This is a genomic window from Campylobacter sp. IFREMER_LSEM_CL1846 (assembly GCF_025772105.1).
Lineage (GTDB): Bacteria > Campylobacterota > Campylobacteria > Campylobacterales > Campylobacteraceae > Campylobacter_D > Campylobacter_D lari_D.
Genome location: NZ_JAKMRM010000009.1, coordinates 34,341 through 48,397, shown reverse-complemented (window position 1 = coordinate 48,397; position 14,057 = coordinate 34,341). Strand labels below are relative to the sequence as shown.

General features: G+C 28.1%; 12 protein-coding genes. 8 read left to right on the top strand and 4 right to left on the bottom strand.

All coding sequences use genetic code 11. The annotated features are described in order from the left end of the window. Positions 1-38: 38 nt before the first annotated feature. Genes L8W40_RS05460 through murJ form a run of 3 tightly spaced genes read right to left on the bottom strand, consistent with a single transcriptional unit; the run spans position 39 to position 4,631 of the window. Complete coding sequence (locus L8W40_RS05460) at positions 39-1,802, bottom strand: ABC transporter ATP-binding protein (protein WP_263664878.1); 1,764 nt, start codon at positions 1,800-1,802, stop codon at positions 39-41. Further along, positions 1,795-3,177 (bottom strand): cysteine--tRNA ligase, encoded by a 1,383-nt coding sequence (gene cysS, locus L8W40_RS05455; RefSeq protein WP_263664877.1) that lies wholly within the window; start codon positions 3,175-3,177, stop codon positions 1,795-1,797. The genes L8W40_RS05460 and cysS overlap by 8 nt, the downstream gene beginning before the upstream one ends. Next, on the bottom strand, positions 3,177-4,631 hold the full coding sequence (gene murJ, locus L8W40_RS05450; protein ID WP_263664876.1) for a murein biosynthesis integral membrane protein MurJ: 1,455 nt from the start codon (positions 4,629-4,631) through the stop codon (positions 3,177-3,179). The genes cysS and murJ overlap by 1 nt, the downstream gene beginning before the upstream one ends. 124 nt (positions 4,632-4,755) lie before the next feature. On the opposite strand from murJ, the gene L8W40_RS05445 reads away from it, so the two are divergent. From L8W40_RS05445 to L8W40_RS05420, 6 genes are read left to right on the top strand one after another with little or no spacing between them, the layout of a single operon-like run. Then, positions 4,756-6,612, top strand: coding sequence for a FapA family protein (locus tag L8W40_RS05445; protein ID WP_263664875.1), 1,857 nt, complete (start codon positions 4,756-4,758; stop codon positions 6,610-6,612). Continuing rightward, complete coding sequence (gene ruvA, locus L8W40_RS05440) at positions 6,609-7,160, top strand: Holliday junction branch migration protein RuvA (RefSeq protein ID WP_220566641.1); 552 nt, start codon at positions 6,609-6,611, stop codon at positions 7,158-7,160. Before L8W40_RS05445 ends, ruvA begins: the two co-directional genes overlap by 4 nt. A gap of 16 nt (positions 7,161-7,176) precedes the next feature. Further along, positions 7,177-8,217: a D-alanine--D-alanine ligase gene (locus tag L8W40_RS05435; protein WP_263664874.1), complete on the top strand. Its 1,041-nt coding sequence runs from the start codon at positions 7,177-7,179 to the stop codon at positions 8,215-8,217. A 2-nt stretch (positions 8,218-8,219) separates the two neighbouring features. Further along, complete coding sequence (locus tag L8W40_RS05430; RefSeq protein ID WP_087699049.1) at positions 8,220-8,435, top strand: type II toxin-antitoxin system Phd/YefM family antitoxin; 216 nt, start codon at positions 8,220-8,222, stop codon at positions 8,433-8,435. A gap of 2 nt (positions 8,436-8,437) precedes the next feature. Continuing rightward, a complete protein-coding gene (locus tag L8W40_RS05425; protein WP_263664873.1) occupies positions 8,438-9,181 on the top strand; it encodes an alpha/beta fold hydrolase in 744 nt (247 codons plus the stop codon). Continuing rightward, positions 9,174-10,574: a Mur ligase family protein gene (locus L8W40_RS05420; protein WP_263664872.1), complete on the top strand. Its 1,401-nt coding sequence runs from the start codon at positions 9,174-9,176 to the stop codon at positions 10,572-10,574. Before L8W40_RS05425 ends, L8W40_RS05420 begins: the two co-directional genes overlap by 8 nt. Before the next feature lie 14 nt (positions 10,575-10,588). On the opposite strand, the gene flgH is transcribed toward L8W40_RS05420, so the two are convergent. Further along, the gene (gene flgH / locus L8W40_RS05415) at positions 10,589-11,290 is read right to left on the bottom strand and encodes a flagellar basal body L-ring protein FlgH (RefSeq protein ID WP_133319229.1); all 702 of its coding nucleotides are present in this window, start codon (positions 11,288-11,290) and stop codon (positions 10,589-10,591) included. 85 nt (positions 11,291-11,375) lie between these two features. Between flgH and pta the strand changes: the two genes are divergently transcribed. After that, the gene (gene pta, locus L8W40_RS05410; protein ID WP_318529483.1) at positions 11,376-12,845 is read left to right on the top strand and encodes a phosphate acetyltransferase; all 1,470 of its coding nucleotides are present in this window, start codon (positions 11,376-11,378) and stop codon (positions 12,843-12,845) included. A gap of 8 nt (positions 12,846-12,853) precedes the next feature. Beyond that, the gene (locus L8W40_RS05405) at positions 12,854-14,035 is read left to right on the top strand and encodes an acetate kinase (RefSeq protein WP_133319227.1); all 1,182 of its coding nucleotides are present in this window, start codon (positions 12,854-12,856) and stop codon (positions 14,033-14,035) included. Positions 14,036-14,057 lie beyond the last annotated feature (22 nt).

Genomic DNA, 14,057 nt, shown 5'->3' with positions numbered 1-14,057 from the left:
TTATAAAATGGCATATTTTACTAAAAAAATGATAATTCTTAGTTTTCATTTTCTTTAACTTTATCAGTTTTTTGTACTTTTTGTTTTAATTTTTGATAAATTTCACAATGTCGCATCAAATAAGCATCATTTCCTATAGAAGCTATTTTTCCTTTATCAAGCACAGCAATTTTGTCAGCATTTTCTATAGTGCTAAGCCTATGAGCGATGATGAGTATTAAGCGATCATTTTTTAAGCTTTCTATAGTTCTTACTATGGCTTTTTCACTTTCATTATCAAGTGCTGAAGTTGCTTCATCAAAAATTAAAATTTGAGGATTTTTATATAAAGCCCTTGCTATAGCAATGCGTTGTTTTTGTCCGCCGGAGAGATTTTTTCCATGTTCTTTTAATTCAGTATGTATACCACCAAGTTCTTGGACAAAATCATAAGCATTAGCTTGTTTTAAAACCTCTATCACGCGTGTTTCGTTATATTCTTTAGCATAAGCAATATTTTGAGCTATAGTGTCATTAAATATATAAATATTTTGAGTTACCAAAGAAATATTTTCTCTTAAACTAATAATATCAAAAGAGCTAATGTCTTTTTGATTGATTAAAATCTCACCACTATCTTTTTCAAAAAAATACATCAAAAGATTGATAATAGAAGATTTTCCTCCACCACTTGATCCAACTAAGGCTAGAATTTCTCCTTTATCAAAAGAAAAATTTACATCTTTTAATACTATTTTATCTTTTTGATAGCTTAAAGAGACATTTTTAAAATGAATATTTTGGATGTTTTCTGCAAGTTTTTCATCGCCACCTTTAATTTGTGGTTCTAAATCAGTTAGATAAAAAGTTCTCTCACTAGCTGCTACTGCATTTTGCAATCTTGTATAAAGTGAAGAAAGTCTTTTAATAGGAGTATAAGCCATAAATAAAGCTGTAGTAAAGCTAAAAAAAGAACCTATGCTTAAACTTCCATCAATTACTTCTTTACCACCTATTATAATTACTATTGCAAAGCCAATTGAACCCATAGATTCCATTAAAGGGCTACTTAAAGCTTCAATTCTAATGCCTTTTAAGGAAAGTTTGCAAACTTCGCTATTAGTTTGGCTGAATTTTTGCATTTCATTTTTACCTGCATTAGAAGCTTTAATAAGTTCTATATTAGAAAAGATTTCACTTAATCTTGAAGTAAGATCAGAATTTTTTTCTTGAGTATTGCGTCCTATTTTTTTGATTTTTTTAGCAAAAATAGCAAGAGGGTAAATTGCTAAAGGTAAAATAACTAAAGCAAAAAAAGCAAGTTTTGGACTTTGATAAATTACCACACTTAAAAGTCCAATCGCGGTTAAACTTTCTCTTAAAATTTCAGGTATTATAGTAGAAACTATATTTTGTAAAGCTCCAATATCAGAAGTACATCTGCTGATTAATTCTCCACTTCTGTATTTATGAAAAAAACTCATATCTAAGCGCAAAAGATTGCCAAGAACTAATTCTCTTAATCTTCTTAAAATATCTGTCCCAACATAAGATATATAATAAACTTGCATATAAGCACCAAGATTTTTTAAAGCATAAATTAAAACAACAAGTAAAGGCATGTAATAAAGCAAATCAACATTTTTTTCTATAAAAATTTTATTTAAAATAGGCTCTATGATGTATGCACTAGCTGCTGTGCCACCACTAGTTAAAAGCATGCCAATAATAGCTAAGACAAAATAAAACCAATAATCTTTATAATAAGGCTTAAAGCGAGTAAAAACTTCTTTAAGTTTCATTTCTTTGTAATTTTTATCCATTTTTCTCCCATACTACACCATTTGGTGTATCCATTAAAAGAATATTTTCTTTAGCTAACTCATCACGAATTTGATCTGCTAAGGCATAGTTTTTTTCTTGCTTTGCCTTGTTACGTAGAGCGATTTTTTCTTCTATTTCTTGACATTTTTCTTCACTAATGCCAAATTGAAAATATTTTATAGTATCCATAAAACCTATACCAAAAATAAAAGCAAGTTCTTTTAAGTTTTTTTCTACTTGTATTTTATAAGCTTTGTCTTTTAGGTTTTGATCTAAGTAAATATTACTTTCATTGATAAACTCATCAAGTAAAGCCAAGGCTTTAGAGGCATTTAAATCATCATTTAAAACTTCTAAGATATTTTTAGCTACTTCGCTTTCTATGGTAGTTTTTTCATCTATAAAAGCATTTAAATTTAAGCGTTTTTTTAAGCGATAAAATTTATCAAGTCTTTTTTTAGCAGCTTGTAAGTCTTCTAAAGCGTAGTTAAAATGCGCTCTATAATGCACACTTAAAAGATAAAATCTCAAAACCTCTCCGCTAAAAAGTTTTAAAGAATCTTTTAGAAAAAAGCTGTTTCCCAAGCTTTTGCTCATTTTTTCACCATTAATTTGCACAAAGCCATTATGCAGCCAAAAATTAGCTAGCTCATGATTGTTTTTACAACGACATTGACAAGCTTCATTTTCATGGTGAGGAAAAAGTAAATCTATGCCTCCTGCATGAATATCAAGTTTATCTTTAAAAATACTTTCTATCATCACAACGCATTCTGTGTGCCAGCCTGGTCTTCCTTTACCAAAACTTGCAGGATAAAATTTTTCATCAAATTTCCATAAAACAAAATCGCTATCATTTTTTTTGGCTACACTTTCTTCTAAGCGTGATTGATTATCTTCTAAATTTCTTTTAGAGATATAAAAGTATTTATCATCTTTGCTAGTATCAAAATAAATTCCATCTTCAAGTTTATAAGCTAGGTTTAATTCTAAAAGTTTTTCTATATATATAATCATTTGCTCAATATAAGCTGTAGCCTTTGGTTTAAAATCAGGTTCTAAGATATTAAGTGCTTGCATATCTTCATCATATCTTTTAATATAAAAATTTGTAATTTCTTCTAAACTTTTACCACTTTCTTGCATTTTTTTTAAAATTTTATCATCAATATCAGTGTAATTTCTAGCAAAAATCACTTCATAATCACTTGCTAGTAAAACTCTTCTTAAAAAATCAAAACAAACACTACTTCTTGCATGTCCTAAATGTGCATCATCATATACAGTAGGCCCGCATAGATAAATGTTTGCTTTTTTTACCTCATTTGGGATAAATTCGTATTTTTTCTTTAAAACACTATCAAAAAAAACCATTAAAACAAACCTTTAAAAAAATGATAAATTCCAATTAAAAATTGTATTAAAATATCTTTAATTTCAAATAAGCCTAGAGCAAATAAACTTAAAAATACTATACTAATAAGCCAAAATTTAACCCTAAAAATACCCCAAAGATTTTTAAAACCAAATTCTTTAATATTAGCATATAATAAATAAAAAGCACTAATAGATGAAGCTAATGCAATGCCTAAACTCTTATAAGCTTCTTCTTTGATAAGTAAAATAATCACTATGCTAAAAAATGCTGATATAAAAAGTGTTTTAAAGGCTATTATAGCGGCTATTTTTTGTTTAAATTTAGCATAAAGCCATAAAGAAAAAAGTTTTTGCAAACCAAAAGGTAAAAGTCCTAAAAGATAAGCTTGTAATAAAAATGCAGTGATTTTTGTATCTTCTTGATTAAAATTTCCTCTTTGAAATAAAAACTCCACAATTTCTTTAGCTAAGATAATCCCAACTATACTAGCTAAAATCAAAAGCACGCTTAAATATTCAAAAGCTTTTTGCATAAAAGCTAAGGCTTTTTGTTCTTCATTTGCTTTTAAATGTCTTAGTATTTTTGGAAAGCTTACTTGACTTAGAGCGATTGCAAAAAGAGCTAAAGGAAGCTGAAAAACTCTGTTAGAATAATACAAATACGAAATACTTCCAGCCATTAAAAAACTAGCTATAGTAGTATCTAATAATGAACTAATTTGATTTGCCGAAGAGCCTAAAAGTCCATGGGTAAAAGTAGAATGAAATTTATCTAAATTGGTCTTTGTTTTTTTAAGTTTTATGCTTAAATACATGCTTTTTAAAATTCTAGTATTTTTTAAAGCAAAAATATGCCATATAAGTTGAGCTAAACCACTTAAGACAGTCGCATATGAAAAATAATACAAGGCCTCTAAAGGCTCATCTTGATTGACAAAAAAACCTGCAATCACAACAAAAAGATTAAAAAATGAAGCAGAAAAAGAAGTGGTGAAAAAATTTTGCTTATAATTTAATAAAGAGCCTAAAAAAGTTACCAAAAAAATAAAAAACAAATACCAAAAATTAATAGAAACCAAAGGTGCAGCTAGGATAATTGTTTCTTTATTAAAGCCAAAAGCAAAAATCTTTGTAAAAAATTCAGCAAAAAAACTCACTAAAATACAGGTTAAAAACACTATAATACTAAATTGCAATAAAATATTTATACAAAAAGCACCTTTTTTACTTGCTTTTAAAAAACTTGGTAAAAAAGCTTGTCCAAAGGCCCCTTCTGCAAAAATTCTTCTAAAAAAAGCAGGCATTTTTAAAGCCACAAAGAAAATATCGCTATAAATTCCAGCTCCTAAGTACAAAGCTAAAACAATATCTCTTAAAACGCCCATAATTCTAGAAAATAAAATTCCTAAGGCATTGATGATGAAATTTTTAAAAACAATATTTTTTCTCATTAATTTTCATTCTTTAAACATTAGTTTGAGTATTATAAAATTTTTAATAGAGCTAATTTTAACTAAATTTTGATTTTATTTTTGCTAAAATCAAAATTTTATATATAATAAGGAAGCTTAAGCTATGGAAGAAAAGAAAATTTTATACACTAAAGACCCTTATAGAGAGCTTTTAATATTTGCTTCTGAAAATAAATGTGAAGTTGATGAACTTGATTTTAGGTTGTTAAGTTTTAGTACTTCTTATACTTATGATAATCAAGAATGGATAAAAGTTAATGAAAAAGAGTTGAAAATTTTTGAAGAAGATGAGAAATTTTTAAATCATGAATTAAATATAGAACAAGAATATAAAATAGAAATTTATTTTAAAAAATTTGCACGCATTTCAACTTTTGAAGTTAGTTTACATACTAACGAGCTTTGTACTTTATTAAAAGCCAGCGTTAGAGCTAGTGAAACTATTGCTTTTCATGACAAATTAGCTCTAGAGCTTTTAGAAGCTATTTATAAAGTGATGATAAAAGAAAAATATTTGCTTGGGCTTAGAATTTTTGATTTTAAAAAGCAAATTATTGATTTTAATGCTAAAGTTAAAGAAAAGCAAAAATTTGATTTTGAAGTTGAATTTGAAGTATGTAAAGGAATTAATCCGCAAGAGCCTACAAATGAAGAAATAAAATATCATTATTTAGAAAATCTAAAAAAGTATAATGATGTGATGAATAGAAACTATGTAGCACCTATAGGAAAAGACGAGGTGGCTATTGAGAGAATTAAGCCAAAAGAGGGTAGTGATGGCAAGGATTTAAGATTTAAAATTTTAAAAGCACTTCCACCAAAAATAAACAAAGAAAAAGTTATTTGTTCTGATAAATTTGAAGTTAAAGAAGATGATGAGAGTATAAAATATATTGCTAAAAAAGATGGTTTTATTATACAAAGAAAATCCATTTATGAGATAGAAAATTATTTAGAATTTAGTAAGGTTGATTTTAAAAGTACAGGTTCTATTTGGGCGGGTTTTGATAAGCAAGTTATTATTGTGATTAAAAATACAAACACTCTAGAAGATGCAATAGGTCCTAGAATTACTGTTGAGGCTCAGGAATTAGAAGTTACTGGTAATATGGCTCAAGATTCTGTTTTAAGAGGTAAAAAGATAATTCTTAAAGGCAATATGCATCATAAAAGCACTATTATAGGACAAAAGGTTGAGGTTAATATCTTAAGAGGATATTGTGAGGCTGAGGAGGTTTTTGCTGAAACTTTGGAAAATGGTTCTATCAAGGCTAAAAAAGTAAATATTAAAAAGGCTATGGGTGGAGAGATTATTGCTGATGAAATTTACATACAAGAACTCGGCGGAAATTGTTTATGTAGTGCTAAAAGTTTAATCCATGTTGAAAAAATTCAAGGCAGTGGAAATAAATTTATAATTCAAGATCTTAAAGCTTTTGGAGAAGAAAAAAGCGGAGAAGAGATACTAATACATGTTGATGGATTGAAAAAAGAACAAGAAAATTTAGCTAAAGAAATAGAAGAGACTAAACACACAATTAATATAAGTAAAGACTCCATACGAATTTTGCAGCAAAAAGTAAAAGAATTAATGAGTGCAAAAAGAGCTATACCACAAGCTTATAAAGCTACTATTAAAGATTTTAATCAAAAGATTGAAAATTTAAGTATTTTTGCCAATAAAATAGAATCTTTAAAAGAAGAAGAAAAAGCAAATATAGAAAAGCTTAAGAAAATTCAAGAAAAACTTTTAAAATCTAAGATTATTAATAAAAGTGGAAAATGGATGGATTTAAATGAAATTAAATTCATTTTGTTAAATCCTAGAAAAGAATTAAGCTATTATCCTCATGATGAAGAAAAAATTCAATGTTTTGAGCTTCAAAAAATTGATACAGAAAATGAGATGGAGCTTTTTGAAATTCGTGCTATTAGTAATTACAAGGAAGAAACTAAATGATAGTGGCAATTGAAGGAATAGTGAGTAAAAAAGAACCTACTTTTGTAGTTTTGAAAACTTCAAGTGGGGTAAGTTATGGTGTTTTTGTTTCGCTTTTTTGCTCAAGTAATTTTGAAAAAGATCAAAAGGTTGAGTTTTTAATCACACAAATTATCAAAGAAGACTCTCATAAATTATATGGATTTTTAGATATAAATGAGCAAAAAATGTTTGAGTTGTTGATTAAAATTAGTGGTATAGGAGCAACTACTGCTATGGCACTTTGCTCAAGCTTAGATACTAATACTTTTTATGCGGCTTTGCAAAGTGGCGATGAGAGTGTATTTAAAAAGGTTCCTGGTATTGGTCCAAAGAGTGCAAAAAGAATTATAGCTGAGTTAAGTGATGCAAAAATCAATATAGAAAATTCCAATCAAGACCAAGCACAAGCTTTGGCAGCTTTACTTTCACTTGGTTTTAAACAAGAAAATATTTTAAAGGTTTTAAGAACTTGTGAGAGTAAAAATACTAGTGAGCTTATTAAAGAGGCTTTGAAAAAATTAGCATAATAAAAGGAAAAATATAATGATATATGGTGTAATTTTTGGCGCAAATTCTTATGAGCATGAAATTAGCATTGTAAGTGCTGTGGTATTAAAAAAAGTACTCAAAGCACAAAAAAAATTTATATTTTGTGATAAAAATAAGGAATTTTTTCTTATAGATGAAGAAAAAATGAATGCAAAAACTTTTAGCAGCGGTGCTTATAAAAAAGAAAAAGCCTTGGTGTTAAAGCAGGGTGGGTTTTTTATAAAAACTATGTTAGGTGAGAAAAAACTTGACATTGATATAGCGATAAATATCATACATGGAAAAGATGGTGAAGATGGCAAAATAGCTGCTTTGCTTGATTTTTATGGTATAAAATACATAGGTCCACGCATAGAAGCTAGTGTTTTATCTTTTAATAAGGTTTTAACTAAACTTTATGCACAAAGCGTAGGGGTGAAAACACTTGATTATAAGGTTTTAAATTTGCATAAAGAGCAAAATGTATCTTTGGATTTTCCTTGTATTTTAAAGCCTGCAAGATTAGGTAGTAGTATAGGTATAAGCATAGTTAAAGATGAAAGCGAGCTTAAGTATGCCAAAGATGTTGCTTTTGAATTTGATGAGGATGTTGTGGTAGAACAATTTGTAAATAATATTAAAGAATATAACTTAGCAGGTTGTATGATAGATGAAAAAATGGAATTTTCTATTATTGAAGAGCCTAGAAAAAATGAAATTTTAGATTTTGAACAAAAATATTTAGGTTTTTCAGAAAGTTCTAAAGTAAGTGAAGCAAAGATTAGTGAAGAATTAAAACAAAAATTAAGGGATAATTTTACTAGAATTTATAATCCTTTATTTAAAGGAGCTTTGATTCGCTGTGATTTTTTTGTGATAGATGATGAGGTTTATTTAAATGAGATCAATCCAAATCCAGGATCTTTAGCAAATTATTTATTTGAAGATTTTACTAATGTAATTAATAGTTTAGCTAAAAATATAGAATTTGAAAAGCAAATTAAGATTGATTATGCTTTTATTCATAGTATTAATGGACAAAAAGGTAAATTATAATCATGGCTACTTTTAGCAAAGATGAAATTTATACTGCAACTGAAGTAGTAAGAAATTTCAGTACTATGCTTGAAAAAACAAAAAAGAGCGAAAACGGTAGAGTAGTGATTGTGAAAAACAATAAATTTGAAGCTGTACTTTTGAACTTTGAAGAATATGAGCGTTTAAATGAAGCTGTGATGCTTTTAGAAAAGATTTACAAAGATAAAAAAGGCTAGAAATGGCAAAAACTAGAGTATATTCTAATGGGTATTTTTATAATTTAAGTTATGAAATTATCAATCCAAAATGTGAAAAAACAATTCTTGTTTTACATGGTTGGGGTGCTAATAAAGAGCTTATGAAGCAAGCTTTTGAAAAGCCTTTGAGTGATTTTAAGCAAATTTATTTAGATTTGCCTGGTTTTGGAAATTCAAGTATGGATGCACCTATGGATTCTTATGCTTATGCAAAGGTTGTAGAAGACTTTTTAATTACAATTGAGCAAAAAACAGATTATTTAATGGGGCATTCTTTTGGTGGAAAAGTTGCGACTATTATGTGTCAAAATGCTAATTTTAAGGGTTTGATTTTACTCTCTAGTGCAGGTATTGTATTACCAAAAAGTTTTAAAGTGAAGTTTAAAATAGCCTTATTTAAAATTTTAAAAAATCTTCCTTATGGGGATTTTTGGAGGAAAATTTTTATTAGCAAAGACGCTCAAGGCATGAATGAAGTGATGTATGAAACCTTTAAGAAGGTTGTTAATGAAAATTTAGAAAATGAATTTCAAAAGCTTAAAAACCCTATTTTGATTTTTTGGGGTAATGAAGATAAGGCTACGCCTTTAAAAAGCGGAGCGATTATCCACTCTCTAGCACAAAAAGGAAATTTTTTTGCATTAGATGGGGATCATTTTTTCTTTTTAAAACATGCTGATTTTATAAATGAAAAAATACATGAGGAATTTTTAAAAAATGATTAGTATGATAGCTTTTTTAAGTTTAAATTTTTTACTTGGATTTTATCTGATTTTAGCCTTACAATGGTACTCTTATAAATTTTCACGCATAATTTTACACTTTCCCAAACCTTTATGGCATTTGTATTTTTTAATAATTCCTTATTTTGCTTTTGTGTTTTCTTTGTATAGTGGAAATTTTTATTTATATTTTATAGTTTTTGCTCTATCTTTACTATATGGTGGATATTTATATAAAAATTTAGATAAAAAGCTAGTTTTTACTGCTAGGATTAAGCGTTATTTTTTATTTTTGTTACTTTTTAGCTTGATATTTATGCCATTTTTTTGGATCGGTTTAGAAGCTTTAGTAGTTACATTTTTATTAAGCTTTTTTGTGGAAAAAATTAATCAGAAAAGTTTTATAAAAAAAGCAAGTAAAAAGATTTGTGATAATCCAAATTTAAAAATTATTCTAATAACTGCAAGTTTTGGAAAAACAAGTATAAAAAATTTTTTATACGAACTTTTAAAAGATGAGTTTAAGTGCTATAAGACTCCAAGAAGTGTTAATACTTTTATGGGTATAGTAAAAGATATCAATGAAAATTTGGAAAATAATACTGAAATTTATATCGTAGAAGCTGGTGCAAGAGAGCAAAATGATATTTTAGAAATTACAGAGTTTTTAAATCCTCAAATTTGCATAGTAGGTGAGATTGGTTTGGCGCATTTGGAATATTTTAAAACTCAAGATAATATCCGCAAAGCTAAGTTGCAAGCTTTAAAATCCAAGCGTTTGGAAAAATACTTTTTACACTCAAGCACCTTATATGAAAATGAATTTTATGATGAGTATTTAAGTGATGTTAGGGCAAGTTTGGAAGGATTGGATTTTAAAATAAGATTAGATGATAGTATTTATGACTTTCATGCAAATTTACTAGGTGCTTTTAATGCTTATAATATTAGCGTGTGTATTTTGCTTGCATATTATTTAGGAATTAAAATAGAAAATATTACAAAAAGCGTATCGAATTTAAAGGCAGTAGAACATCGCTTGCAAGTGATTTCTAAAGAGCCTAAATTTATCATAGATGATGGCTTTAATGGAAATTTTAAGGGTATGAGTCAAAGCTATGAGCTTTGTAAAAGCTATCAAGGAAGAAGAGTTTTGGTAACTCCTGGTATAGTTGAAGTTAATGAAGAAGAAAATATAAAATTATGTAAAATTATTAATGAATGTTTTGATTTTGTGATTATTACTTCAGAGACTAATAGTGTGATTTTACAAAAACATATCACATTAGATTTTTATGTATTGAAAGAAAAATCTCAACTTGTGCAAACTTTATCAAGATTAACTCAAAATGGGGATTTGATTTTATTTTCCAATGATGCACCAAGTTTTATGTAAAACCATTTAGCTTATTAAAAAGGCCAAATGGTCTCCATAAATTTTGTCCCCCAAGGCTTGCGTGTAGATTTGTCTATATCGCCTTCAGTTTTATAAAGAATTTTTGCATCAGCTATATATTTACTATCTATCATATTATCTTGAGAAATATCATAAGGTCTTATAACCCCGCTTAGTTGAATGATTTGTTTTTCTCCATTGATTAAAAGCTCACGACTTCCTTCTATAAAATAATTTCCATTAGATAAAACCTTAATTACTCTAGCAGAAATTGTAGTTTGGAAATTTTCACTTCTAGTTTGGCTTCCTGTGCCTTGATATTGTGAAGTACTTGCTGTGGTATAGCCTATATTTGTATAGTCATTAACAAAATCTCTAACTTTGCTAAGTCCAGCACCTGTAGTTATTTGTCCACCACCTAAATTTACATTGTTGTTTTTGCTTGTAGATTTAGAGCCTTGTGAATTTTGTGTAGCATTTTCTCTAATGACTACGGTTACCAAATCATTTACATTCATTGCTTTTTTATCAGAAAATAAAGGGTTATCTCCTTTACCAAACAGCGATCCAGGATTGCTTTGAGTATTATGATTTTGCTTAGGAGCTAGTTCTTCTACATAAGTAGGTGGTTTCATATTAATATGTGGATCAACTGTGGCACTACAGCCAAACATTACAAAAGGTAACAAGTAAAAATTAACATTTTTAAATTTCATAGCTTTATAACCTTATATTATTATGATGAATTTTAAAATAATTATATTATAAAAAACAATTATTTTGTTAAATAAAGAGGAAAAAATGAAATCTATGTTTTTATTAAACTGCATTGATGAAAAATTTTTGCAGCAGTGTTTAGAAAAGGTACGAGGTAAAATAGCTTTTTACTTTCCTGTTTTTTGTGAAAAAAATAAAGAAAAAATTACTTCATTTTGCACAAAAAGAAATCTTAAAATAGATTTTTTTAGTAGTTTTGAAAAAAATGAGTATCAAGGTAAATTCACTCAAAATTTAAATGATTTTTTTAAAAAAATTATTGAAGATTTTGAAAAAACAAAAAAAGAAAATGATTTTACTATAGTAGTTGGAGTAGATGATTTTGGCTTGATGGGGGATTTAAGTTTAAATATAGCCTTAGCTAAAGAGCTAAACACTCCATTGTATGCAAAAAGTCAAGATGAAAATCATATTATGTTAAATTTTTTACTAAGCCAAAAGCTTAGCGACTTTGTTTTGTTAAAAGAAAATGAAGATTTTACTCAAGATTTATTACAAGAATATACTTATAAAACTCAGGCAAGATTTTCTTATGAGCTTTTTGAAAAAGCAAAAGCAGATAAAAAAATAGTAGTTTTACCTGAAAGTTTTGATGAAAGAGTATTAAAAGCTAGTGAATTTTTGATACAAAATGAAATTGTTGATTTGATTTTGCTAGGTGATAGCAATGAAATTTGTGCGAAAGCCAATAGTTTAAATATCAATATCGATGGTGTGCGTATTATAAATCCTAAAAATTCTCAATATAATGAAGAATTTGAAGAGCTTTTATATGAAGCTAGAAAAAGTAAAGGTATGAGTAAAGAAGAAGCTAAAAAACTCGTGCAAGATAAAACTTATTTTGCGACTTTACTTGTACATACTCAAAAAGCCCATGCTATGGTAAGTGGTGCAAGTACAACTACTGCTGAAACTATTCGTCCTGCTTTGCAAATTATCAAAACAAAACCTGATGTGAGTTTGGTTTCTGGTATGTTTTTTATGTCTTTAGAAGATAAGGTTTTGGTTTTTGCTGATTGTGCTGTTATGCCAAATCCAACCCCTGAACAACTTGCTGAAATTGCTTATGTGAGTGCAAATAGTGCTAAAGCTTTTGGACTTGAACCTAAAGTGGCTTTACTTTCATATTCTAGTGGAGATAGTGGGAGTGGAGCTAGCGTGGATGCAATTAAAGAAGCTACTAAAATAGCTAAAGAAAAATATCCTCAACTTGAGCTAGAAGGTCCTATACAATTTGATGCAGCATATGATATGCTAACAGCAAAAAGTAAAATGCCAAATTCTAAAGTAGCAGGAAAGGCAAATGTATATGTGTTTCCTGATTTAAATGCGGCAAATATTTGCTATAAAGCAGTACAAAGAACAGCAAATTCTTTAGCTATTGGCCCGATTTTACAAGGTCTTAAAAAGCCAATTAATGATTTAAGTAGAGGTTGCTTGGTGGAAGATATTGTTAATACTGTGATTTTAAGTGCTATTCAAGCACAAGAATAAGGAGAAAAATGAAAATATTAGTTTTAAATTCAGGTTCATCTTCAATTAAATTTAAGCTTTTTGAAAAAGATGAAGCCCTAGCATCTGGTTTAGTGGAAAAAATAGGCGAGCAAAGCTCTAAAATAGAACTAAAAGATCTAAAAAGTGGTCAAAAATACCAAAAAGAATTAGCAATTAAAGATCATGAGCAAGGTATTGAATTAGTAAATGAATTATTTTCTCAAAGTGGAATTTTACATGATTTAAATGAGCTTGATGGGTGTGGACATAGGATAGTTCATGGAGGTCCAAATTTAACTAAACATTGTTTAGTAGATGATGAAATTTTAAAAGAAATTGATAGGGTTTCTCATATAGCACCTTTACATAATCCTGCACATTTAATAGGTATTAAAACTATGATAAAAGCAGCTCCAAAAGTTCCCAATGTGACAGTTTTTGACACAGCTTTTCATCAAAGCATGCCTGATTATGCTTATATGTATGCTTTGCCTTATGAGTTTTATGAAAAACACCAAGTTAGAAAATACGGCTTTCACGGTACTTCACATTCTTATGTAAGTAAACAAGCTGCACATATACTTGGTAAAAATATTAATGAATTTAATGCAATTAGCGCTCACCTTGGAAATGGTGCGAGTGTTTGTGCTATAGAAAATGGAAAATGCGTAGATACTTCTATGGGTTTTACTCCACTAGAAGGTTTGATTATGGGAACTAGATGTGGTGATATTGATCCTGCTGTATTGCCATTTTTAGCAAAAGAATTAAATTTAAATCCATCTGATTTAGATACTATAATGAATAAAAAAAGTGGTGTTTATGGAATTTGTGGGTTTAATGATTTTAGAGATATTGAAGCGCAAATTGAAGAAAATAACGAAAAAGCAAGACTTGCTCTTGATATGTTTTGTTATCGTTTGAGTAAATATATTGGCTCATATTTTGCGATTTTACCTAGAGTCGATGCGTTGATTTTTACAGCTGGTATTGGAGAAAATGATAATATTGTTAGAGCAAAAGTTTGTCAAAGACTAGCACATTTGGGATTTGATATAGATTTAGATAAAAATACACAACTTAGAAATGGTGAGATTAATAAAAAAGACTCTAAAATTAAAATTTTAATTGTTCCAACAGAAGAAGAATTAGAAATAGCTAAAATTACCACAGAACTTATTAAAAAATAAATAACCTTGAGTTTTAAACTCA

Bases quoted from the DNA above. Each gene is read 5' to 3' on its own strand.
- L8W40_RS05460 (WP_263664878.1), bottom strand. From the start codon at position 1,802: ATGGATAAAAATTACAAAGAAATGAAACTTAAAGAAGTTTTTACTCGC.
- cysS (WP_263664877.1), bottom strand. From the start codon at position 3,177: ATGGTTTTTTTTGATAGTGTTTTAAAGAAAAAATACGAATTTATCCCA.
- murJ (WP_263664876.1), bottom strand. From the start codon at position 4,631: ATGAGAAAAAATATTGTTTTTAAAAATTTCATCATCAATGCCTTAGGA.
- L8W40_RS05445 (WP_263664875.1), top strand. From the start codon at position 4,756: ATGGAAGAAAAGAAAATTTTATACACTAAAGACCCTTATAGAGAGCTT.
- ruvA (WP_220566641.1), top strand. From the start codon at position 6,609: ATGATAGTGGCAATTGAAGGAATAGTGAGTAAAAAAGAACCTACTTTT.
- L8W40_RS05435 (WP_263664874.1), top strand. From the start codon at position 7,177: ATGATATATGGTGTAATTTTTGGCGCAAATTCTTATGAGCATGAAATT.
- L8W40_RS05430 (WP_087699049.1), top strand. From the start codon at position 8,220: ATGGCTACTTTTAGCAAAGATGAAATTTATACTGCAACTGAAGTAGTA.
- L8W40_RS05425 (WP_263664873.1), top strand. From the start codon at position 8,438: ATGGCAAAAACTAGAGTATATTCTAATGGGTATTTTTATAATTTAAGT.
- L8W40_RS05420 (WP_263664872.1), top strand. From the start codon at position 9,174: ATGATTAGTATGATAGCTTTTTTAAGTTTAAATTTTTTACTTGGATTT.
- flgH (WP_133319229.1), bottom strand. From the start codon at position 11,290: ATGAAATTTAAAAATGTTAATTTTTACTTGTTACCTTTTGTAATGTTT.
- pta (WP_318529483.1), top strand. From the start codon at position 11,376: ATGAAATCTATGTTTTTATTAAACTGCATTGATGAAAAATTTTTGCAG.
- L8W40_RS05405 (WP_133319227.1), top strand. From the start codon at position 12,854: ATGAAAATATTAGTTTTAAATTCAGGTTCATCTTCAATTAAATTTAAG.